This is a genomic window from Nannocystis pusilla, from assembly GCF_026626665.1.
In the GTDB taxonomy this organism is placed as follows: Bacteria; Myxococcota_A; Polyangia; order Nannocystales; family Nannocystaceae; genus Nannocystis; species Nannocystis pusilla.
Genome location: NZ_JAPNKE010000002.1, coordinates 1,033,609 through 1,055,025 on the forward strand (window position 1 = coordinate 1,033,609; position 21,417 = coordinate 1,055,025).

The 21,417-nt window shown below is 73.4% G+C and carries 16 protein-coding genes and 1 pseudogene; 7 read left to right on the forward strand and 10 right to left on the reverse strand.

All coding sequences use genetic code 11. The annotated features are described in order from the left end of the window. The first annotated feature begins 7 nt into the window (after positions 1-7). The 3 genes from OV079_RS04685 to OV079_RS04695 all read left to right on the forward strand — a co-directional run bounded on the left by OV079_RS04685 (position 8) and on the right by OV079_RS04695 (position 2,177). Complete coding sequence (locus OV079_RS04685; protein WP_267766486.1) at positions 8-652, forward strand: hypothetical protein; 645 nt, start codon at positions 8-10, stop codon at positions 650-652. Between the two features lie 405 nt (positions 653-1,057). Next, complete coding sequence (locus OV079_RS04690) at positions 1,058-1,303, forward strand: hypothetical protein (protein WP_267766487.1); 246 nt, start codon at positions 1,058-1,060, stop codon at positions 1,301-1,303. Positions 1,304-2,027: 724 nt separating this feature from the next. Continuing rightward, entirely contained in the window at positions 2,028-2,177 is a 150-nt protein-coding gene (locus tag OV079_RS04695; protein ID WP_267766488.1) for a hypothetical protein, read from the forward strand. 205 nt (positions 2,178-2,382) lie between these two features. On the opposite strand, the gene OV079_RS04700 is transcribed toward OV079_RS04695, so the two are convergent. From OV079_RS04700 to OV079_RS57265, 8 genes and pseudogenes are all read right to left on the reverse strand, one after another. Then, positions 2,383-3,336, reverse strand: coding sequence for a DMT family transporter (locus OV079_RS04700; protein WP_267766489.1), 954 nt, complete (start codon positions 3,334-3,336; stop codon positions 2,383-2,385). A gap of 599 nt (positions 3,337-3,935) precedes the next feature. Then, the gene (locus OV079_RS04705) at positions 3,936-4,478 is read right to left on the reverse strand and encodes an inorganic diphosphatase (RefSeq protein WP_096332178.1); all 543 of its coding nucleotides are present in this window, start codon (positions 4,476-4,478) and stop codon (positions 3,936-3,938) included. A gap of 150 nt (positions 4,479-4,628) precedes the next feature. Further along, the gene (locus OV079_RS04710) at positions 4,629-5,981 is read right to left on the reverse strand and encodes a sigma 54-interacting transcriptional regulator (RefSeq protein ID WP_267766490.1); all 1,353 of its coding nucleotides are present in this window, start codon (positions 5,979-5,981) and stop codon (positions 4,629-4,631) included. Positions 5,982-6,287: 306 nt separating this feature from the next. Continuing rightward, entirely contained in the window at positions 6,288-6,881 is a 594-nt protein-coding gene (locus tag OV079_RS60575) for a hypothetical protein (RefSeq protein WP_476703787.1), read from the reverse strand. Positions 6,882-6,975: 94 nt separating this feature from the next. Then, positions 6,976-8,112, reverse strand: a pseudogene (locus tag OV079_RS60580) (AMP-binding protein); the annotation flags it as partial. A gap of 271 nt (positions 8,113-8,383) precedes the next feature. Continuing rightward, on the reverse strand, positions 8,384-9,241 hold the full coding sequence (locus OV079_RS04720; protein WP_267766492.1) for a hypothetical protein: 858 nt from the start codon (positions 9,239-9,241) through the stop codon (positions 8,384-8,386). A gap of 377 nt (positions 9,242-9,618) precedes the next feature. After that, complete coding sequence (locus OV079_RS04725; RefSeq protein ID WP_267766493.1) at positions 9,619-10,926, reverse strand: porin family protein; 1,308 nt, start codon at positions 10,924-10,926, stop codon at positions 9,619-9,621. Between the two features lie 45 nt (positions 10,927-10,971). Next, on the reverse strand, positions 10,972-11,436 hold the full coding sequence (locus tag OV079_RS57265; RefSeq protein WP_420829392.1) for a con-10 family general stress protein: 465 nt from the start codon (positions 11,434-11,436) through the stop codon (positions 10,972-10,974). 251 nt (positions 11,437-11,687) lie between these two features. Here OV079_RS57265 and OV079_RS04735 point away from each other — a divergent pair, with 251 nt between their 5' ends. The 3 genes from OV079_RS04735 to OV079_RS04745 all read left to right on the forward strand — a co-directional run bounded on the left by OV079_RS04735 (position 11,688) and on the right by OV079_RS04745 (position 18,160). Next, positions 11,688-14,858: an Ig-like domain-containing alpha-2-macroglobulin family protein gene (locus OV079_RS04735; RefSeq protein WP_267766495.1), complete on the forward strand. Its 3,171-nt coding sequence runs from the start codon at positions 11,688-11,690 to the stop codon at positions 14,856-14,858. Between the two features lie 16 nt (positions 14,859-14,874). Next, a complete protein-coding gene (locus OV079_RS55585; protein ID WP_338088869.1) occupies positions 14,875-17,517 on the forward strand; it encodes an alpha-2-macroglobulin family protein in 2,643 nt (880 codons plus the stop codon). Between the two features lie 127 nt (positions 17,518-17,644). Beyond that, the gene (locus OV079_RS04745; RefSeq protein WP_267766496.1) at positions 17,645-18,160 is read left to right on the forward strand and encodes a hypothetical protein; all 516 of its coding nucleotides are present in this window, start codon (positions 17,645-17,647) and stop codon (positions 18,158-18,160) included. Between the two features lie 161 nt (positions 18,161-18,321). On the opposite strand, the gene OV079_RS04750 is transcribed toward OV079_RS04745, so the two are convergent. Next, positions 18,322-19,161 carry an endonuclease/exonuclease/phosphatase family protein gene (locus OV079_RS04750; RefSeq protein ID WP_267766497.1) on the reverse strand — a complete coding sequence of 280 codons (840 nt, stop codon included), beginning with the start codon at positions 19,159-19,161 and terminating at the stop codon, positions 18,322-18,324. Positions 19,162-19,650: 489 nt separating this feature from the next. Further along, complete coding sequence (locus OV079_RS04755; RefSeq protein WP_267766498.1) at positions 19,651-20,265, reverse strand: TetR/AcrR family transcriptional regulator; 615 nt, start codon at positions 20,263-20,265, stop codon at positions 19,651-19,653. 228 nt (positions 20,266-20,493) lie between these two features. Between OV079_RS04755 and OV079_RS04760 the strand changes: the two genes are divergently transcribed. Beyond that, positions 20,494-21,348: an alpha/beta fold hydrolase gene (locus OV079_RS04760; protein ID WP_267766499.1), complete on the forward strand. Its 855-nt coding sequence runs from the start codon at positions 20,494-20,496 to the stop codon at positions 21,346-21,348. The last annotated feature ends 69 nt before the right edge of the window (positions 21,349-21,417 follow it).

Below are 21,417 nucleotides of genomic sequence, written 5' to 3' on the forward strand. Positions count from 1 at the left end.
GGGCCACATGCGCGCTCGTCCCGCCCCCGGCGTCCTCCTCGTCCTCGCCCCGCTGCTCCCGCTGCTGCTCGCGCCCGTCGGCTGCGCGAGCTCGGTGTGCAGCAAGGTGCGGTCCGATCGCGAGGCGTTCACCCGCCGCGCCGTCGCTCCCGGACCTCACCTGGCGCTGGCCGTGCCGTACGCGACCCTGAGCCAGAGCGTGCAGCGCTCGTTGACCGGCCTGCCGCAAGTGCGGCTGCCGCTGCCCGACCTCGGTCCGGTCGATCTCGGCGCGCTGGCGGTGGCGATCCGCAGCGTCGCGTTCCGTCCGGCTCCGGCCGGGAGCGTGGGCGCGCGCGTGACCGTGGCCCTCACCAGTCAGGGCAAGCCGGTCACCGCGCTCGAGCTCGACGCCGTGGTCGCGCCGCGCCTCGACCCGCAGGCGGGCAGCGTGCGCCTGCGCCTCGGCGCGGCCGACCTGCGCGAGGTGAGGCCGAGCATGCCGCCGGCCGAGCGCAAGCGGTTCGCCGAGTTCCTGCTGTCGATCGTGCCCGGGGCCGCGCGCGCTGGTCGGCCGCGAGCAGGTCGAGGCGCTGGCCGAGACCTTCCTGCGCGAGCTGGTCGGCGGGCGCTGGCCGCAGATCCGCGACGGCCTGCTCCAAGGGACAGGTGACCTGGTCGACGTCGAGATCGACCTCGGCGACGTCCCGCTGACGAAGATCGAGCTGAAGAGCGGGGCCGCCGATCTCGAGCTGTGGGCCCACGCGGCGCTGCCGGCCGCGGCCCTGTCCCCGGGGACAGCTCGCCCCGCGGGCAGCGACGCGCGCCTGGTCGGCCTGCGGATGTCCGGCGGCGTCGCGGCGGCGCTGGCCAACCGGGCCATGGCGAGCGGCCAGATCCCCGCCCGCTACAACCGCGACGGCGCCCCCGACCCGCGCGGCGAGCTGGTGGCCGGCGTCGACTGGCGGGCCGGCGAGCGGCCGCTCAAGGTCCACGCGTGGAGCACCGAGGGCACCTGCGCTCGCCTCAGCTTCGGCGGCACGCCGAAGGTCGCGGCCCGCGGCGGCGGGACCTGGCGGTGGACGTCGCCGACGGCACGCTCGAGGAGGTCACGGGCTCGCTGCGGGTGCGCGCCGCGGTGTGGTTCTCCGGACTCGGCCGTCAGACCTTCGCGGTCAGCGAGTCGGTCGCCGACGCGATCGAGTTCGAGATCCTCGGCGTCGACTACCGGGCCCGCGTCGTCACGGCCGCGGTGTCGCGGGCCGAGCTCGAGTTCTCGCTCGCATTGGCGGAGGCCCCGCAGCCCGCGACACCCCGTCGGTGATCCGGAGGAGGGAGTGATCCACCGTGAGCCGCTGCACGCCTCGCACGGACGAGCGCAGGCGCGCCGTCTGCTGCTGACTTGATTGTGTTGCCCCTTACAAAAACTTCAATGTGACAGTTGTCCGAGGGACGAAACCGATCTCTGCTGGCAGATTTATCCACAGATCCAATCGTGGCGAATTCGTGCCTTCAGGGCACGGTAGCGCGCCTCGGGAGCCATGGGAGTCCACCGGAGGCGAGGGCTCTCGGCAGGCCCGGCGGTCGGTGTCGGCGGGGTCGGCGACGGCCTGCGCTTTCCGAGTACCGAAAGCGAACCAGTGTGCATATAGTCCGGCCGTACAGCCGCTCGCGGAATCGACCGCGGCGTCACCATGGAAGCTGCTCCATGAAACAGCCGATGCGAACGAGAAGCCGCCGCTGCCCCCCAAGATTCTGGGCAACACTGCGCGGGCCCCTCAGCCGCTCCGCTCGCTCGCCGGCCCGAGCAACACGCTCGGAGCCGCCCCTCCCTCCGGCAGACCCGGGGTCCGAAATTTCCCCGGCAACGCCACGCCGCCCCCCTCGGCGAGTGCCATCGCTCGATCGCCGTCGCCAAGTACCTGGCCCGCCGCAACGAGGCCGCCGCCAAGGCCGAGCCCGCTAGCGCGAACGGCCGCAAGGGCAAGCGCAAGCCCTGGCGCGGCCGCCCGGGCCAGGAGTCTCCGGGGCTCGAGCACAGCCCCGCGGTGGCCCGCCCCGCCACGCCGCCGCGCGAAGCCGGCGCCAGCAACCCCGACCTGACCCCGTGGACAGCTCGTCGCAATGCCGCCCGTCTGTGCGTGCGCGACCGCGTCCCGGCCCGCCCGCGCCCGTCGCGGGTGCTCGCCAAGCGGTGACCGACGCCACGCCCTGAGCGAGCCGACAGTTTTTGGACGAGGCGCACCAAGGGCGGCCCGGGCAATGGTGCTCGGGCCGCCCCCGTCCAATTCAGGGCCCCGACGCGCGGACGCGAGCGCGACGCGGAGTTCGGGACATGCCCTCGGGGACATGCTCAAGAGGACATGGCTCAGGAGACATGCGCCCCGGGGCATGTCCCGGAGTTCAGCTCGCCTGCGCGCCCCGCTCGGGCACGAAGCGCAGCGACAGGCCGAGCAGCACCGCCGCCGCGGCGATGACGGTGCGGTCGTCGAGGCGCTCGCCGTGCCACAGCGCGGCGGTCGTGGCGGCGACGATGAACTGGACGTTGATGAACAGGCCGACCAGCGAGGTCGGCAGGCGCCGCAGGGCGTAGAGGTTGAGGATGTAGGCGAGGGCGGTCGGGCCGACGATGACGAGCGCGCCGAGCAGCCAGACGTGGCCCGGCACGGCGGCGAGGTCGATGGCGACGACCGCGGGCAGGCCGACGACCGCGATCATCGGCAGCGAGCAGGCGTAGATCGCGGCCGACAGGATCAGCGGGTCGGTGGTCTCCGAGACGCGCTTCGACAGGGCGATGAACAGCGAGTAGGCGCCGGCGTTGCCGCAGATCAGCAGGTCGCCGCACAGGACGGTGTCGCTGAAGCGCGCCGCGACCTCGCCGTCGCGGGTGCGCAGCCAGGCACCTGTCCCGACGGCCAGCTGGTCGACGCCGAACAGGGCGGCGATGCCGACGACCCCGAGCGCGACGCTGACGAGCTTGCGCCGGGTGAGCCGCTCCTGGCCGAGCAGGACCCCGAGCGCGAGCGTCTGCGCCGGCACGGTGGCCATGACGAGCGCGCCGTGGACGGCCGTCGAGCGCTGGATGCCGGCGTTGAACAGCAGCTGGTTGAGGACCACGCCGAGCAGGCCGAGCACGGCGAGGAGGCCCCAGCCGCGCCGCGGCCAGGCCTTGCGCAGGATCAGGGCGACGCCGACGAGCAGCACTGCGCCGCCGAACTGGCGGATCGTGGTCCACGCGATCGGGTCGAGGTAGGCCGTGATCTCGCGCGCCGCGCTGTAGTGGGTGCCGAACAGGAGCTGCACGCCGATCAGCGCGGCGACGGCCCTGGCGGTGTCCTGGCCCGGAGATGCTTGCAAGTCGAAAGACGGTAGCGGAGGCGGTGGTCCCGGTCGATGTCGGCGCGAGGCCTACGCAGGCCGTCGGAGGTCCTGGGGTCGCGGGGCGCTCGCACGGCCAGCGAGCGGCGCGCGCCGCGTCGGCGACGACGGTCTGCGCGCCGACTCGGACGAGGCCGGTCGATCGGACAGGTGGTCGCGCTTCGAGGACACCTTCTCGGCGAGGACCGTGCGCCGACTGCCGCGATGCACCATGGCGGTGCCAGGTCGTCGGCGAATCGCGGCAGTCCTCGCCGGGCCCCCGCAAGCGGAGGATCGAGGTCGATCGACGCGGGACCGCGCGGTGCCACGATTCGTCGCCATGATCCTCGCTGGCGAAACAGACCTGTCCGGCAGCTCGCAAGCGAAGGCAGACCTTCGAGCGTCGTGGTGCAGTCCGGGAGGAGCCGGACAGCGAGCCGCGAGGGGCCCGGCGTACGCCCCACCGGCGTCGGGGATGCGCGCGAAGGGCTATGCCCGCGTTCGCGGACGAACGCGCGAAGGCGCCCCGGATCCGCGATCCCGAGCGCCTCGTTTCTGTTTAAAGGATATGTCCCGAAGGACATGTCTTCTGGAGAAAACTACTTGTGCAGCTCGCCGCGGCGCAGGCGCTTGTACAGCTCGAAGGCCTCGCGGATGACGACCAGCGCCTCGGCGGTGCCGAGGATGTCGTCGATGACGACGGTCTTGTTCTCGAGGATCTTGTAGTCCTCGAAGAAGCGCCGGACCTCGCGCATGACGTGGTGCGGCAGCTGCGACTGGTCGGTGTATTCGTTGAACCACGGATCGTGGGTGCTGACCGCGACGATCTTGTCGTCGATGCCCTTGTCGTCGCGCATGCGCATGACGCCGATCGGGCGGGCCGTGACGATGCAGAGCGGGTGGACCGGGCTCTGCTGCAGGACCAGGATGTCGAGGGCGTCGCCGTCGTCGCAGTAGGTGCGCGGGATGAAGCCGTAGTTGGCCGGGTAGTGCACCGCGCTGAACAGCACGCGATCGAGGCGGAGGAAGCCGGTCTCCTTGTCGACCTCGTACTTGTTCTTGCTGCCCTGCGGGACCTCGATCACCGCCGGTACGTGAGGGAGCTGGCCTTCGTCGACATAGATGTCGTGCCAAGGATGCATCGCGCGGAGCGTGGTGCGGACCCCGGCCCCCTGTCAAGCAATCGTGCGCGGAGGGCCACGTGTATGGCCGCGGCGACGTCGAGGCCGTCGCCGCGGAGGATCGGCCTCACACGGCTCCGGCGCCGGACGCGGCGAGATCGCGCGCCGACGTCAGCCGCGCAGCTGCAGCCGCTTGAGCGCCTGTCGCAGGCCCTCGCCCGACATCTCGGCGGCCCGCGCGGCCTTGGCCTTGGTCGGGTGCTGCGCGAGCAAGCTGGTGAAGTAGAGCCGCTCGAACTCGTCGACCGCGCGGTCGTGCGGGAGCAGGAGCAGGCCGTCGTGGGCCACGGCTCGCCGCGCGCTGACCTCGGGCGCGAGCGACAGATCGTCGGCGGTGATCTCGGGGCCGTCGGCCATGACGTGGGCCCGCTCGATGACGCTCTTCAGCTCGCGCACGTTGCCGGGCCAGGCGTGGGCCTGAAGCGCGGCGCGGGCCGACTGCGACAGCCGCCGCGGCTCGCCCGCGCCGGCGCAGCGGCGGAGGAACAGCTCGGCGAGCAGGACCGCGTCGTCCTCGCGCTCGCGCAGGCTCGGCACCTCGACGCGCACGTCGGCGATGCGGAAGAACAGGTCCTGGCGGAAGCGACCCTCGGCGACCATCGCCCGCAGGTCGCGGTGGGTGGCGCACAGGACCCGCACGTCGACCTTGCGCGGGCTGCGTTCGCCGACCCGCACGACCTCGCCCTCCTGGATGACGCGCAGCAGCTTGGCCTGCAGGTCGAGCGGGAGCTCGCCGATCTCGTCGAGGAAGATGGTGCCGCCGTCGGCCTCCTCGAAGCTGCCGGGGCGGTCGCCGACGGCCCCGGTGAAGGCGCCCTTGCAGTGGCCGAACAGCATGGCCTCGGCGAGCTCGCGCGGGATCGAGGTGCAGTCCTGGACGACGAACGGCCCGGCCTGCCGCGACGAGCGGTGGTGCAGGGCCCGCGCGACCAGCTCCTTGCCGGTGCCGGTCTCGCCGCCGATCAGCACGCGCAGGCGATCGCCGCGGGTGGCCAGGCGCTCGAGCGTGGAGAACAGCTCGCGCATGGCGGCGCTGCGCCCGTACAGCTCGTCGAAGCGATCGATGGCCGGCAGCGCGACCTGGACGTCGTCGGTGCCGAGCAGGCGGAAGGTCGATTGCCCGGCGCGGAACACGGTCTGCGCGGTCAGCCAGACCTCTCGCACGCGCACGTCGCCGACGTGGACGCCGTTGGTGCTGTCGAGGTCGCGGAGCAGCAGGCCGCGCGGGGTGACGGCGATCTGGAAGTGGTTGCCGCTGACGGCGGTGTCGGTCAGGACGATGTCGTTGACCGCGTCGCGCCCGGCGGTGATGAGTCGCCGGTCGGACAGGTCGACGTGGAACTCCTTGCCGCGGTCGGGGCCGTCGAGGACGCGCAGGTTGACCCGCCCGAGCCGCTGATAGCTGCGGGAGAAGTGCTGGACGGCGGCGGTCGGCTCGAGCGGTTTCTCGCGGGAGTTGCTCACTGCGAAAACGATGACTCCGGCCCGCAGGGTAGCACGCGGCCGCGCAGACCGGCTAGAGCGGCCTCGGGACAGGTCCTTCGGGACAGGTGAGCGCGCGGCGAGGGCGCGCCGGCGCCGCGCGGCCGCGGGTGCGAGGGCGAGCGGGCGGGGCACTCGCTCCTCGGGGCAGGTCGGGCGCGCCGCCTGACCCGGCGTCCGCGCGGGGCCGGGCCCAGGTCCTTCGCGCAGGCCCTAGCCGGCGCGTCCGCGGGCCGTCGAGCAGCAAAAATAACGTGTCCGGAGGGACATGTCGTAAGAGACATGCGATCAGGCCGGCTCGATGCGCCCCGGGTCGGGCGTGCCGGCGTAGAGGCGGGCGACGTCGGCGGCGCGGCGGCGGAGGACCGCGCGCTGATTGATATAACCCTTGTCGGTGATCTCGCCGGCGTCGATCGCGGGCGGCTCGGCGAGGACCACGGCGGCGGCGAGCTTGCGGCTGCTGCTGCCGGGGCTTCCGGCGTTGTGGCTCGCCAGCGCGGCGGCCAGGTGGGCGCGGATCCGCGGGTCCTCGGCGTACCTGTCCGCAGGGACATCCGGGACGATCGCGCGGCAGCCGTCGGGGCTCAGGAACACCAGCGCGGCGGCGGCGGAGCGGCCCTCGCCGGCGATCACGACGTCCTGCACGACCGGCGCGGCGGCGGCGATGAAGGCGACCCGCAGGGCGCCGGCGCTGACCCAGGTGCCGCTGGTGAGCTTGAAATCCTCCGCGACGCGGCCGTCGAACACCACGCCCTTGCGCGGGTCGGTCGGGTCGGCGAGGCGGCCGGCGTCGCCGATGCAGTAGTAGCCCTCGTCGTCGAAGGCGGCGGCGGTGAGCTCGGGCTCGCGGTGGTAGCCCGGGGTGACGTTGGGCCCGCGCACCCGCAGCTCGAGCTTGCCCTCGCGCGGGACCAGCGAGCTCGCAGCCGGGCGCGGGCAGGCCGATGATGCCGGCGTGGTCGATGGGGAAGTGGACGCTGGTGACGAGCGGCGACGTCTCGGTCGAGCCCCACGCCGACGTCATGAGCACGCGCCCGGCCGCGCCGGCCTGCTCGGCGACCGCGGCCAGGCGGGCCCACAGGTTGGGCGGCAGGGCGGCGCCGGCGTAGAAGATGACGTCGAGGCGCGAGAAGAAGCGCGCGCGCAGGTCCGCGTCGCGCTCGAGGTAGGGCAGCAGCACCTCGAAGCCGCGCGGGACGTTGAAGTAGAGGGTCGGCGGGACGGCGCGCAGGTTGGCGACGGTGCGCTCGATGAGCCCGGGCGCCGGCTTGCCCTCGTCGACGTAGAGCGAGCCGCCGTGGTAGACGGCCATGTTGAAGTTGTGGTTGCCGCCGAAGGTGTGGTGCCACGGCAGCCAGTCGACCAGCACCGGCGGGCGCGCGCGCAGGAACGGCCAGCACTGGGCGATCGCCTGCTGGTTGGAGCACAGCATCCGCTGGGTGTTGATCACGCCCTTGGGCCGGCTGGTCGAGCCGGAGGTGAACAGGATCTTCGCCACCGTCTCGGGGCCGGTGGCGGCGTGGGCGGCGTCGGCGTGCTCCAAGGAGCATGTCTCGGCGAGCATGTCCGAGAGGACAGCCTGGGCGGGGCCGGGGGCCTCGCCGACGACCGCCGGGCAGCCGACGGCCGCGAGGGCGCGGGCGAAGCGGGCCCCGTCGGCGGCGAACACCAGGCCGGGCTCGACCTGGACGGCGATGTGGCGCAGGTTCTCGAGGTCCTGCGAGACCAGGCTGTAGGCCGGCGAGACCGGGACCGCGGGCACGCCGACGTACATGGCCGCGAGCTGCAGCAGGGCGTTGTCGACGCTGTTGTCGGACAGCAACATCAGCGGGCGCGCGGCCGAGAGCCCGCGCGCCAGCAGGGCGGCGCCGAGGCGGCGGATCTTGGCCCACGCCTCGCCGTAGGTCAGCTCGAACAGCTGGCCGCCGCGGCGCTCGCCCAGCAGCACCCGCTCGGGGGTCGTCTCGGCCCAGCGGCGCAGCGCGGCCGCGAGGGTGGTGGGGTAGGGCTGCAGCGGCTGCGGCGAGCGCAGCTCGATCACGCCGCCGTCGCGGTAGGTGACGACGACCTCGGCGGGCGCGAGCTCGAGCGAGAGGTGCTTGGGGTCAGTCATGGCTCCTCGGCGCGGTGAGGGACGACGGGCGCGACGGGCCGGCGGTCACGGCGTCGCGCGCGGGACGACGAGCGGGGCGGGCAGCGCCTCGACGGGGCGCGCGAGAGGCCGTGACGTGGCGACGCCTCCCGGCCGGGCGCGGTGGGACGAGCCGCCGGCGGGGGGCGCGGCGCCGGAGGCCTCGGCGCGCGCAAGGACATGTCCGCATAGACATATCCTCGGAGACATTGTCGAACGGACATGGCTTCGGGAGCATGCGCAAAGGAACACCTCAGCCGCAGGCCCAGCGGCCGAGGGTCTTGAGGCCGTCCGGGGCGCGGGACTCGAGCGACAGCGAGAAGCTGTCGTCGCCGTAGGTGTTGAGATAGAGCTCGCGCGGGCCGTCGCCGTCGAGGTCGAGGGCGCCGAGCAGGGCGTAGCGCTCGCGGGTGTCCGCGCGCGAGCGCAGCAGCACGGGCACGCCGGCGGGCGGGACGAGGAACAGGCCGCTGAAGCGGAAGTTCGCCTCCTCGTCCTTGGGATCGGGGACGACCGCGGCGACGATCTCGTCGGGGCTGCCGTCGCCGTCGAGGTCGAGGCTGGCGCGCTGGTCGATGCGCGGCTTGATGGCCCCCAGGCCAGGTGCCGCGGCGGCCATGGCCTCGGCGATCCGCGCCCGCAGCTCCTTGGGGGCGTCGCGGTCGACTTCGGCCGGTGGGGTCGGCGTGACGTAGACGAGGCCGTCCTTGAGGCTCGCCGGTACGACCGCGTCGCCGCGCAGGGCCTCGGCTGGGGCGTCGATCACGAGGGTGGGCTCCGGCGAAGTGACCCCGGGACAGGCCGCGACTGCGCGGCTCACGACCTTCGCGGCCGCGCCGCTCATCAGCCACACGTCGGTGCCGACGGGCGCGAGGTCGAGGCAGTCGGCGCCGCCTGCGAATCGCTGGCCGGCGTCGAGGTAGCAGGCCAGCGGCGAGAGGCCGAACTCGCTGGCGACGAGCAGCGCGCGGCCGGTCGGCGGCGGCGGGGCCTCGGGCTCGGGGGCAGGCGCGGGGGCGGGCGCAGGGGCGGGCGCGGGCGGAGGAGGCGGCGCTTCGCCGCCGCAGCCGACGAGGGACGAGACGAGCAGCGCGAGCGGGACGGACCTCATGGCCGCCGCACGATACCATGTCCGGCAGCCGACTCGCGGCCGCCCGGAGGCGCGCCTGAGGCGAGCGGGCAGAGACGGTGCGGACTGCCCGCGGAGCGGCGTGCATGGCGAGCGGACGGCTGCGCCGCTGGCGTGCCGGCGGCGGGTGGCGGCAGCAGGTCGGCGACGCGAGCCTTCGAGCAGGACGAGCGGACGGCGGCGACGGCCGCTCGCCATGAGGGCAGGCCGCGGCAGCCGCAGCGATCGATGATGCGGTGCTCTGCGAGCGAGAAGATCGGACGTGGCGACGGCCGCTCGCCAGCGGTCCGCGACAACCAGCGGCGTGTCGGCGACGCAACGTCTCGCGCGCAGGACGATCGGCCGGCGACGGCCGCTCGCTAGAAGCCGGCTTGCAGCTGCAGCCGCATCTGGTCGGCGACGCCGGCGGGTACGCCGGGGCCGTACTGGCGGAAGTAGTCGAGCTGCAGCTTGAGCGAGTGGCGATAAAAATAATAGTTGAGTCCGGCGCCGTACTCGTCGAGCCGTCCGATGCTGGTCTCGACGCGCCGCGACGGGCGCACGCCGGACGAGCGGGCGGTGACCTCGAGGCGGGTGCGCGGGATGAAGAGGCCCATCTGCGCGGTCCAGCCGACGCCGTTGCGCGCGGCCTCGACGGGGATCGGCTCGCCGAGCATGTCCTTCGCGTCACCCGGCAGGCGCCAGCCCTGACGCCAGTAGAAGTCGAGCAGCAGCGACATGCCGGCGACCTTGAACATCAGGTCGACGGTCACGTTGTTGCTGCGCATCGTGCCGCCGTCGGCGAAGGTCGTGCCGCTGATGGCGCGGGTGCGATGGTCGCGGTCGCTGAAGGCGTACGCGGCGCCGAGGGCGAGGCGCGGCGTGGCCTTGCGTTCGAAGTCGGCCTCGCTGTAGTCGTCGAACATGCCGAAGGGCAGGTAGTCGACGCGGGCCATGTACGTCAGGCCGAAGTCGCTGGCCTTGTAATAGTCGTAGCCCTCGCCCATGAACACGCCGGCGAAGTAGCGCAGCTTGCCGAGGCCGGCGACGTCGGGCGAGCTCACCTGCACGCCGATGTCCTGGTCGAGCGTGAACTCGTAGCTGGCCGACGAGTTGTCGACCATCTGCAGCTTGGCCAGCGGGGCCATGCGCTGGCGCGCGTACGGTACGAAGAAGAAGCCGGCCTGGACGTTGGCGTGGCGGAAGCGGGTCCAGGTCGTGTACCACTGGAAGATCGGCGGGCGCCGCGGCGTGCCGTCCTTGAACCCGAGGTCCTTCGGCGCGAACATCAAATGCACGTAGTAGCCGACGTGCGGCGAGAAGATGTTGCCCGAGAGGATCAGGCGCGCGCGCCTGAGCTCGAGGCTGCCGGACCACGGCTCCATCCCGGCGGCGGGGATCGCCTCGCGCCGGACCGTGGCCAGCAGCTGCGCCCACATGTTGAAGTTGATGGTGAAGCGGCGGTCCGGCGTGGCCAGCTCGATGCCCTTGCCGGGCCGCCACGTGGCGTTGCCGACCGGCGTCTCGGCCTGCCGCTGGGCCTCGCCGACGGGCATCCAGGCGGGCGGCGGGGGCGGGGGGCCGCTCGGCTTGGGCAGCACCGGCGCCGGCGGGTTGGCCCACGCCCGGCCGCCTGCGACGAGCACCACCAGCGCGGCGGCGTACCGGAGCGAAGCGAGGGGACGCATGCGTCGACGCGAATACACCCGAAGCGAAGGGCGCGCGTCAAGCATTCACTTAACGCGCGCGTTCGCGGGCTCGGTCGCGTCTGCGACCCCTCGCGCGACGCCTGGCCTAAGGCCAGATCCGCTGTCCTGCGCCTCCGGCTCGTGCGGCTCGTGCGGCTCGTCCTCGCGCACGCTGTGGGTCGGGCTGCCGTGCGAGTGATGCCCGCCCTCGCGGCCGATCTCGGCCATGTGCTCGCGGTCCTGACTGACGGTCTCGCCGCCGCGGCGGCCGATCATCGCCATGTGCTCGCGGTTCTGACTGACGGCCTCGCCGCCGCGGCGGCCGATCATCGCCATGTACTCGCGGTTTTGACTGACCGCAGCTCCGCCTCGCCGGCCGATGTTCGCCATGTGCTGCCGATCCTGGCTGACGGTCTCGCCGCCGCGGCTGGCGATCACGCGCTGCCTGTCCGGGTCCATACCTGCGAATCCGCGGGCGTCGCCGCGGCCCTTACCTCGATTGCTCGACATCGCTTCTACTCCTGCGCATAGCGAGGGGGCGCGGCCGGACAGGCCGATGGGTCTCGTCCCTCGCGGGTCGACTCGCAGCGTGTGCGATGTTGACCCAGCCGCAAGTGCAGCGGTGTAGCCGCCCGGCGGCAGGTTCGCCGACCCCCGGGCGGCGAAATCACATGTCCTTTACGACATGTCCAAACAGGCTTTTTACGGCGCCGCGCGGGCGGGAACTTTCGCCGCTTCGAGCCGTCACAGGCCTGCCTCGTATGACCCCGCGCATCTCGTCGTCCGCCGCCCTCGTCGCCACGCTGCTCGCGTGCAAGAACTCCGGTCCGGCCGACCCCGAGCCCGCGCTCCCCGAGGCGGACATGCTCGCGGCCTTCGATCCCGCGGCCCTCGTCGATCGTCCGGGTGCGCCGCCGAGGGTTTCCACGGGCGCAGCTCTCGCCGTCCTCGACTACGCGCCGCAAGGAAGGACCGCGGGCGGCGCCGCGATCAAGGTCCGCTTCAATCAACCGGTGGTCGCGCTCGGCGTCGAGCAGATCCCCGATGTCTCGCGCTTCCTCGCCTTCGATCCGCCGCTCGCGGGCGAGGCTTCGTTCCAGACCCCCGACCTGCTGGTCTTCCACCCCGCGGAGCCGCTGAAGGAAGCCACCACGTACACGGTCCGCTTCGCCCCCGGGCTGGTCGGACTCGACGGTCAGCGGCTGGACAGGGGCGTCGAGTGGACGTTCGAGACGCCGCGGCCGCAGGTGCTCGGGGCCGACCCACTCCATCGCAACGACTCGGCGCCGCCGGCCTCGCGCCGCGACACCCCGTTCGTCGTCAGCTTCGATCAGCCGACGACGCTCGCCGAGGTCCGCGCCCACCTCGTGGCGACCGCACGGCCGCTCGCTCGCGAGGATGCGAAGCCGGCGCCGGTGCAGCTGCAGATCCGCGAGGCCACCGCCGCGGAGCGCGAGCGGGCCGGGTACTACGGCTACGACCCCCGCGAAGAGCGCGGGCGTTACTTCACGGTCCGCCCGCAGGGCCTGTGGCCGGGCGACAGCGAGGTGGTGCTGTCGAGCACGCCGGGGCTCGTCGGCCGCCGCGGCCCGCTGCCGCTCGATACCCCGTGGGAGACGGCCTTCGAGACCTACGGCCCGCAGGCGGTGGTCTCGCTGCCGTGCGGCGAGGAGACCCGCTGCGGCCTCGAGTCGATGCACCTCGGCCTGCGCAACCCGGTGCGCGAGGACCAGGCGCGGCACGTGTCGATCAGTCCGCGGCCGAAGTCGCTGCACGTCGAGGTCACCGACGCCTACGACGAGTCGGGCGGGACCGAGGTCGCGATCGACGGGCAGTTCGTGCCCGGCACCACATACACCGTGTCGATCGCGCCTGGCCTGAAGGACATCTACGGCCAGACGCTGGCCGGCGGCTTCAAGCGCACGGTGGTGGTCGAGCGCCGGCCCGAGCTCGGGCTGTCGAGCGACAAGGGCACGCTGCTGCCGGGGCGCAAGCAGACCGTCGGGATCGAGGCGCGGTTCCTCAAGTCGGTGCGGGTGCGCGCGGCGGTGATAGACGAGCTCGAGCTGGCGCGGCAGGCGTGGCAGGGCCTGGCGATGCCGGCCGGCGCGAGCGAGCGGACGGTCGCGCTCGAGCCGAAGGGCGCCGGCGGCTGGGCCTCGATCGCGCTCGACGTCGGCGACCTGGTCGCCGGCAAGCGCGGGGCGGTGCTGGTCGAGGTGTCGCCGGGGGAGCTGACGCCCAACGCCGATAGCGAGCGGCCGACCGCCGTGCGCGGGCTCTATCGCCTGACCGACCTCGGACCGGTGGTGATCGACTCGCCGACGCAGGCGGTGGTGCAGGTGCTGCGCCTGTCCGACAGCACGCCGGTGGTCGGGGCCACGGTCGCGCGCGTGGTGCAGGTCGGCGAGGCGCTGACGACCCGCCCGCTCGGCACGACCGGCGCCGACGGCCTGCTCGCGCTGCCACCTGTCTCGGAGTACATGTCCAAGGGGATCGTCAAGGCCGGCGAGGGCTCGCAGGCGCAGCGGCTCGTGATCGTCGACCCGGCCTCGGGCGACCGCACCGCGATCGCGGCCGGCGAGGTCCCGGCGGCCGAGAGCCTGACCGCCGACCTCCGCCCGCACGAGCGGGTGATCGCCCGCATCGTCGCCGACCGCGGCGCCTACCGCCCGGGCGAGAAGGTCAAGGTGGTCGGCTGGTCGGCGATCGAGACGCCGCACCGCAAGAGCGGCCTGAAGCACCTGGCCCAAAAGACAGATGCGGTGTTCACCCTCACCGATCCGCGCGGCGCCGAGGTAGCGACGCGCACGGTCAAGACGACCGCGGAGGGCAAGTTCTGGGCCGAGCTCGAGCTGCCGGCCGGGGCCGCGCTGGGCCGCTACTCGGTCACGGCGAGGGTCGACGGCGCCGAGGCGCGCGAGACGGTCAAGGTCGAGGACTACCGCGTGCCCGAGTTCCAGGTCGCGGCCAGCGTGGCCCGGCCGGACGTGATCGCCGGCGACGCGGCCGGGCTGCGCGTCAACGCCAGCTACTACTTCGGCGGGGCGGTGCCGATCGTCCAACTGACGCGCCAGGCGAGCTGCACGCCGCACCGCTGGCGCCCGCCGGGCCTCGACGCGAGCTGGGTGGTCGGGCGGCCGGTCCCGTACCAGGTTCGCGCGCAGCACGGCTCGCGGGAGGGCAGCCGGCCCGATCCGGCGGCCAAGCCCGGCTTCATGGACATCGCGGTCCCGCTGACGCTCGGCGCGCCCGACTACCCGCACCGCTGCACGATCAGCGCCGAGGTCCGCGACGCCAGCAACCAGGCCGTCGGCGCCGAGGCGCAGGTCCAGGTCCACCCGGCCGAATTCTACCTGGCGATGGCGCTGCCCGCCCGCTACCGCAACCTCGGCGACCGTGTGGAGGTGCCGGTCCGCGCGGTCGACCTCGCCGGCCGGCGCGTGGCCGCGGCTGGCGTGAAGGTCATGGTCGAAAGGACATGGTCCGAAGTGAAGGAGCGGGCCGAGGGCGGGCGCATGGTGTTCGACGGCTACGTCGACAAGACCGAGAAGATCAAGACGTGCGAGCTGGCGCTGACGGCCGAGGGCGCCGACGCCCAGTGCGCGCTGCCTCCGCTCAAGGAGGGCAGCTACGAGCTCCGCGTCGAGACGACGACCGAAGACAAGCGGCTGGTCGCGAGCGCGGGCCACTTCCGGGTCGTCGGCAGCCGGCGCGCGTGGAGGTCGACGGCCCAGGAGAAGACCCTGTCGCTGGAGACCAGCGCGCAGAAGGTGAGCCCGGGCGAGTCGATCGACGTCGCAGTGCACGCCCCGTGGCAGGGCGGGCGCGGCGTGCTGGTGCTCGATCGCAAGGGGCTGCGCGAGTTCCAGCCGTTCAGCTTCGCCGGCCAAGACGGGGGGCACCGCGAACTTCCGCTTCACCGCCGATGACAGCTGGACCCCGCAGGTGCACGTGCGCGCGTTCGTGGTCGCGCCGATGGACCCGACGCGGCGGCCGCAGCGGCCCGAGGTGTTGAGCGCGAGGGCGGCGGTGGCCCAGGGCAGCGAGCACCGGCGGCTCGAGGTGCGCGTCGAGGCGCCGGCCAAGGCCGGGCCGGGCGAGAAGGTCAAGCTGGCGGCGTTCGTGCGCGACGCCGCGGGCGAGCCGGTGGCCGGCCGCGTGGCGCTGTGGGCGGTCGACGAGGCGGTGCTGGCGTTGACCGACTACGAGGTCCCCGACCTGCTGCCGAGCTTCGTGCCCGGCGGCGACGCGGGCACGACCTCGTACGACGACTACCGCGCGGTGCTGTGGCCGTACACGCCGATCCTCGACGACCCGTGGCTGAGCGGCTCGTGGGGCTACGGGCGCGGCTACGGGGCGGGCTACGGCCGCGGCGGGGGGCGTGCGAGCGTGCACGGAGGCTCCGTCGGAGGTTTGCCGCCGGCGCGCGAGCGGTTCGAGACCACGCCGGTGTTCCTCGCCGACCTCGCGGCGGACGCGGCCGGGGTGGCGCGCACGAGGGCGCTGCTGCCCGAGAACCTGACGACGTTCCGGATCTTCGCGCTCGCCTCGGCGCGCCTGGAGGACAAGACGTCGCCGGGCCGCTTCGGCGTCGGCGACGCGCGCACCACGGTGACCACGCCGTTCATCGTCCGCGCCGCGGGGCCGCGTCAGCTCCGCCCCGGCGACGCGGCCGAGGTCGCGGCGATCGTGCAGAACTTCACCGACGTGGCCGGCAAGGCCGCGGTCGAGCTGGTGCTGCACGATGATACAGGTACGAAAGGACAGGACCTCGTGGCCATGTCCGAGAAGACAGTCGAGGTCGAGGTCCCGGCCGGCGGGCAGGTGCGGGTGCCGTTCACGGTCCGCGCCGACGCGGTCGGCGAGGCCAAGCTCGAGCTGCGGGCGGTGCTGAAGGCGGGCGCGGGCCAGGCCGGCCGCGACGCGGTCAAGCTGGCGCTGCCGGTCGAGCCCGAGCGCACCCTGACCGAGAAGGTGGCGATGTACGGCAGCCTGGCCGACGACCGCGCGATCGCCATCCCGATCAAGATGCCGGGGGCGGTGCGGCCGGACGTCGGCGGCGTGTCGGTGTCGGCCAGCTCGAGCCTGCTCGGCGGGCTCGAGGACGCCGCCGACGCGCTGCTCACCTATCCGCACGGCTGCGTCGAGCAGACCGCGAGCCGGCTGCTGCCGGTGGTCTCGCTGCTGGCGCTGCACGGCACGTATCCGCTGGGGCTGCGCGAGGACCCGCAGGTGTTCGTCAAGGCCGGGGTCGAGCGGATCCTGGCGATGCAGACCAGCTCGGGCGGGTTCGGCTACTGGCCCGGTGACGACGACGTCCACCCCTACGCCAGCGGCTACGCGACGTGGGTGCTCGGCCTGGCGAAGCGCGCCGGCTATCCGGTACCGCCTGCCGCGCTCGAGAAGGCGCTGGCGGATCTGGAGACCCGTCTACCGCCCGCGGACGCGCCGCAGCGGTGGGCCGGCGAGCTCGAGCGCCACGCGCTGGCGCTGCACGTGCTGGCCGAGGCCGACCGCTTCAAGCGCGAGCACGCCGACGCGCTGTTCGCCCGCCGCGCCGACCTGCCGGCCTACGGGCGCGCGTTCCTGCTGATGGCGATGCACCGCGCCGATCCCCAGCGGCCCGAGGTGACGACGCTGACGCAGGAGCTTCTCGCGGATCTCGAGGAGCTGCCGGCGACGGCCCACGTGCTCGAGCGCGACGATGGGTCGGGCGGAAGGTACTTCCACTCCGACGGCCGCAGCGACGCGATCATCCTGTCGGCGCTGCTGCGGGTCCGGCCCGAGCACGCGGTGATCGAGAAGCTGGCCCGCGGCCTGCTCGAGCGGCGGATAGGCGGGACGTGGCGCAACACCCAGGAGAACGCCTACGCGCTGGTCGCCATCACCGACTACGCCCGCGTCCGCGAGGCCGACCCGCCCGACTTCGTCGGCCGCGCGTGGGTCGGGCGGAAACCTGTCTTCGAGGCCAGTTTCCTCGGCCGCGACCTCAAGGGCCAGGAGGCGACGGCGAAGATGCCCGACATCCTGAAGCCCGCCCGCGCGGGCGAGCCCGCGGCCGCGAGCGCGCCGCTCACCGTGGTCCTGCAGCGCCAGGGGCAGGGCCGCATGTACTACCGGCTCGGCGCCGAGTGGGCGCTCGCCGAGGCGAACCCGCCGGCGCGCGAGCACGGGCTCGAGATCCGCCGCGAGCTGCGCCTCGGCGACGGCGCGCTGAACGGGCGGCCGATCGCGATCGGCGACGCCGTGGCGATCGACCTGACGTTGAGCGCGCGCACGCGGATCCGCTACGTCGCGCTCGAGGTCCCGCTGCCGGCCGGGCTCGAGGCGGTCCAGCGCGACCTCGGCAAGGGCCAGGCGGCCGCGCGGCTGTCCGGCTCGCGCGGGTGGTGGACCTCGTACGAGGAGCTGCGCCGCGATCGCGTGGTGGTGTTCGCCGACGATCTGCCGCCGGGGACCCATCACCACACCGTCTTCCTGCGGGCGACCAGCCGCGGCGACTTCTCGCTGCCGCCCGCGCACGCCGAGGCGATGTACATGCCCGAGGTCTGGGGCCGCTCCGAGGGCGCCCGCGTGACCGTGCGCTGAGGGCTGGATCCCACAACCTCGCCGGACGCGGTCGACGGGCGACGCCCGTCGCTTGTCGGCCTCTGGCGCTCGAGGTAGACGGGCGGCTGTGACGACCGCGAACAGGTTCCTGTCCACCTTTCTCGGCTTGCTCCCGGCCCTCTGCCTCTCGCTCGGCGGGTGCAAGGACGACGACGGCACCCTCGACTCCGGCATCGACGGCGCCAAGCAGGGCGACGAGCTCACCGACGCCGAGAAGAAGCAGTTCTGCGAGGCCGCCGACGCCTACGGCGAGCAGGTGCTGTCGGACGAGGAGTTCGCCGACGCGACGTGCACGCTCAAGGCCATCAACGACGCGCTGAACGCCGACGGCAGCGTCGACACCTGCAACGTGCTGCGGCAGAGCTGCATCTCGAACACGCCCGAGACCGAGCCCGAGGGCGCCTGCGATCTCGGCATCGACTGGTCGACCTGCCAGGCGACGATCGCCGAGATCGAGGCCTGCTACCAGGAGTTCGGCGCCAGCTTCGCCGCCCGCATGCGCTCGTTCTCGTGCTCGAAGATGGCCGAGTACGCGGAGATGCCGCCGAACCAGGAGATCGAGGTCGGCCCCGACTGCAGCATCGCCCGCGCCGAGTGCCCGACGGTCATGGGCGGCGGCTGACCGGCTGTCCCTCGGGGCAGGTGATCTGTCCCGAGGAGCAGGTACGGGCGGTCGCCTCGCGTCGGCTCGGTGGAGCATCCGGCGGCCGATCGCGCGGATGAGCTCCCTGCCGGCACGCGGCCTGACGCTCCCTGTCCTTCAGGACAGATGACTGGGCGGCCTCACGGCGCCTGTCCCGCGGGCCAGGCGAGGTCGACCCTCACCGCCAGGTGGTCCGAGCCGAGCGCCGGGCCGAGCGCCCTCGCGGCGGTCACCAGCGCGGGGTCGTGAAGGCAGTGGTCGATGGCGATCCGCGGCAGCGGCGGGCCCACGGGCCAGCTCGCCTGCAGGCCGAAGCCGCGCTGCGAGTCGACCAGCCCGCCGTCAGCCAGGAGTCGGCGCAGCGGGGCGCTGAACGGCGAGGCGTTGAGGTCGCCGACGATCACCGGGAGGCGCCCGGCGGCCCGCTGCTCGTCGGCCCACGCGGCCGCGCGCGCAAGCTGGGCGTCGCGCCGCTCGGCGTAGTCGCGGCTGACCGGCGGCAAGGTGTGGACGGCGAGCACGGCGATCCGGCGCCCCTCCAGCGCGAGCTCGGCGGCGAGCGCGGGGATGCCCGGGACCAGCTCTTCGCGCCATGTGCGAACGACCCTGTCCTGAAAGCCATGTCGCACGAGCAGCGTCATGCCGAAGTTGTCGGCCCGCGGGACCGACTCGAGCGCGACGTGGTCGGGCAGGGCCGTCAGCGCGGCCGCCCAGCCGGCGTCGACCTCCTGGACGACGACGACGTCGGCGGCGGTGTCCGCCAGCCAGGCGACCGCCTCGGGCTTGCGCGGGTTGCTCGACAGGCCGTTGAAGTGGACCAGGCGCAGCGCGGGAGCCCCGGCGGCGGGCGGGCGCGCCAGCCAGAACGGGGCGACCTGCCACAGCTCCGCCAGCAAGAGGATCGCGGCGGCGATGACGAGGCGCCGCCGGCGAGCGCGGCCGCGACGACCAGGGCGAGCGCGGCCGCGGCGGCGTACCACGGGCGGAAGTGGCTGGCGAGATCGAGCCGCCAGTCGAGGCCGCCGAGGTGGCCCGCCAGGCTGAAGAGACATGTCCCGAGGACCAGGACGAGCACGAGGCCCGCGAGCACGCGCGCGGGCAGGCGCGCGCTCGCGCGAGCGGGATCGGACGCGGGCGGTGCGGGCAAGCCCGCGGACTCTACTGCATGGCGCCGACGCGCGCCCGTCCGTGGACCGGATCCGCGGAGCATGCCGCCGACGCGCGCCCTTCGGTGGGGCCGGATCCGTGGAGCATGCCGCCGACGCGCGCCCGTCCGTGGGCTGGATCCGCGGAGCATGCGTGAAGGCGCAGGCGCGAGGGCGGGACGGTGGGCGCCGTCGCCGTCTGCAGCGGCCCCCGCGGGGCTCGCCCGCGGGGTCGTGAAGTGCCGCCGCGCTCACCGTCCGCGTGCGAGGCGGCACGCGCGTGGGCTCGCAGGTAGATCTGTCCCGCAGGACAGGTTGCCTCGCTCACTCGCTGCGCGCGACCTCGTCGGGCTGGAGCCCGCGCAGCAGGGCGGCGGCGTGCGCTTGCAGGGCCGCCGCGAAGTCGAGGCGCAGCGGGCCGATCGTCGGGCACGTCAGGGTCGCCGCCAGCTCGGGCGCGGGGTGAGTCATCTGGTGCAGGCCGACGGCGGCGGCGTGGAGGTGGAGGAAGAACCGCAGGCCCTCGCCCGCGCGCAGGGCCGGGCAGCGGCGCTCGAGCAACGCGGCGGTCTGCAGCATCTGCTGCAGCATGCCGCGGCGCCACGCCAGCACCACCGCGGGCGCGACGTTGTGCTCGAGCACCGCGTGCTGCAGCGCGAGCAGCCGGGCCAGCCGGACCCGCCCGGCCAGCGAGCGGGCCAGCAGCTCGGCCAGCGCCTCGGCGTCGACCGGCGCGGCCTCAGAAGTCAGCGCGGCCTCTACCTCGCCGAGCCACTCGCCGAGCTGCTCGAGCGCGAGCTGCAGGAACAGCTCCTCCTTGGTGGCGAAGTAGAGGTAGACTGTCCCTTTGGCCAGGTTGGCGCGGCGGGCGATGTCGGCCACCGTCACCGCGTTGTACGGCATCTCGTCGAACGCCTCGGCCGCGGCGCACAAGAGCACACGCCGCCGCGATTGCTTGTCCGCGTCGGCCCGCGCGCGTCGCTTCGGCGGGGCATCTACCATCTCCAGTAAGCGACAAGTTGAAGGACACTCCCGCCGGAGTCAACCTGCGTAGGTCCGTTCGCAGGCACGGTTCAGATGTCCCGAGGGACAGGTCACTCGCGCCCCGGCGTTCGCCGTCTGCGCGCTTAGTTGCGTTCAGCTGTCAATTCGGACATCGTCCCGCGCATGCTTTCACCACGCGGCGAGCGGATCATCGACGTCGGCGGCGCGCGGCTCTCCGCGCTGTGCTTCGGCCCCGAGGACGGTGTTCCGGTGCTGGCGATGCACGGCTGGCTCGACAACGCGGCGAGCTTCGAGCGGCTCGCGGAACACCTTTCCGGCGTCAACCTGGTCGCCCTCGATCTCGCCGGTCACGGCCTGTCCGAACGGCGCACCGACGGTGTCTACGTGTTCCTCGACTACGTCGCCGACGCGTCGCTGGCGATCTCGGCGCTCGGCTGGTCGCGCTGCGTCGTGGTCGGGCACTCGCTCGGCGCCGGCGTCGCGGCCCTGCTCGCTGGGACATGTCCGGAACAGGTCGCCAAGCTGGTCCTGCTCGAGGGCCTGGGGCCGCTCACCAACCCCGACGAGGCCGCGCCCAAGCAGCTGCGCGAGGCCCTGCACGCGGAGCAGGCCGCCCGCGCGCGCGACGAGCACGTCGGTTATCCGGACGCCGAACAGGTCGCGCAGCGGCTGGCGAGCGCGACCGGCATGCGCGTCGACTCGGCGCGGATCTTGCTGCGTCGCGGGCTCGAGGCCCACGAGGGTCGAGTCCGCTGGCGGGCCGATCCCCGCCTGCGCCTGCCTTCGCGTCAGCGCCTGACGGAGGCGCAGGTGCGGTCTTTCTTCACTGCCGTGGCGTGCCCGACCCTGGTCGTGCGCGGCGTCCCGGGCATGGCGTTCGACGAGGCGCTGCTGCAGGAGCGGCTGGCCCTGCTCGCCGGCGCCGTGCTCGCCGAGGTGCCCGGAGGCCATCACGTCCACCTCGACGAGCCCGCGGCGGTGGCTGCGATCGTCGGTCCGTTCGTGACGTCGGCGTGAACGCCAACGTGACAGTGTTCCGCGCGCGCTCCGCGCTGTGCGGCTGCGAGGCCCCGCGATCCGAAGTTG

Excerpts from the sequence above, each read along its gene's own strand:
- OV079_RS04720 (WP_267766492.1), bottom strand. The coding sequence starts at position 9,241 with ATGAGGTCCGTCCCGCTCGCGCTGCTCGTCTCGTCCCTCGTCGGCTGC.
- OV079_RS04735 (WP_267766495.1), top strand. The coding sequence starts at position 11,688 with ATGACCCCGCGCATCTCGTCGTCCGCCGCCCTCGTCGCCACGCTGCTC.
- OV079_RS04725 (WP_267766493.1), bottom strand. The coding sequence starts at position 10,926 with ATGCGTCCCCTCGCTTCGCTCCGGTACGCCGCCGCGCTGGTGGTGCTC.
- OV079_RS04685 (WP_267766486.1), top strand. The coding sequence starts at position 8 with ATGCGCGCTCGTCCCGCCCCCGGCGTCCTCCTCGTCCTCGCCCCGCTG.
- OV079_RS04705 (WP_096332178.1), bottom strand. The coding sequence starts at position 4,478 with ATGCATCCTTGGCACGACATCTATGTCGACGAAGGCCAGCTCCCTCAC.
- OV079_RS57265 (WP_420829392.1), bottom strand. The coding sequence starts at position 11,436 with ATGTCGAGCAATCGAGGTAAGGGCCGCGGCGACGCCCGCGGATTCGCA.
- OV079_RS04760 (WP_267766499.1), top strand. The coding sequence starts at position 20,494 with ATGCTTTCACCACGCGGCGAGCGGATCATCGACGTCGGCGGCGCGCGG.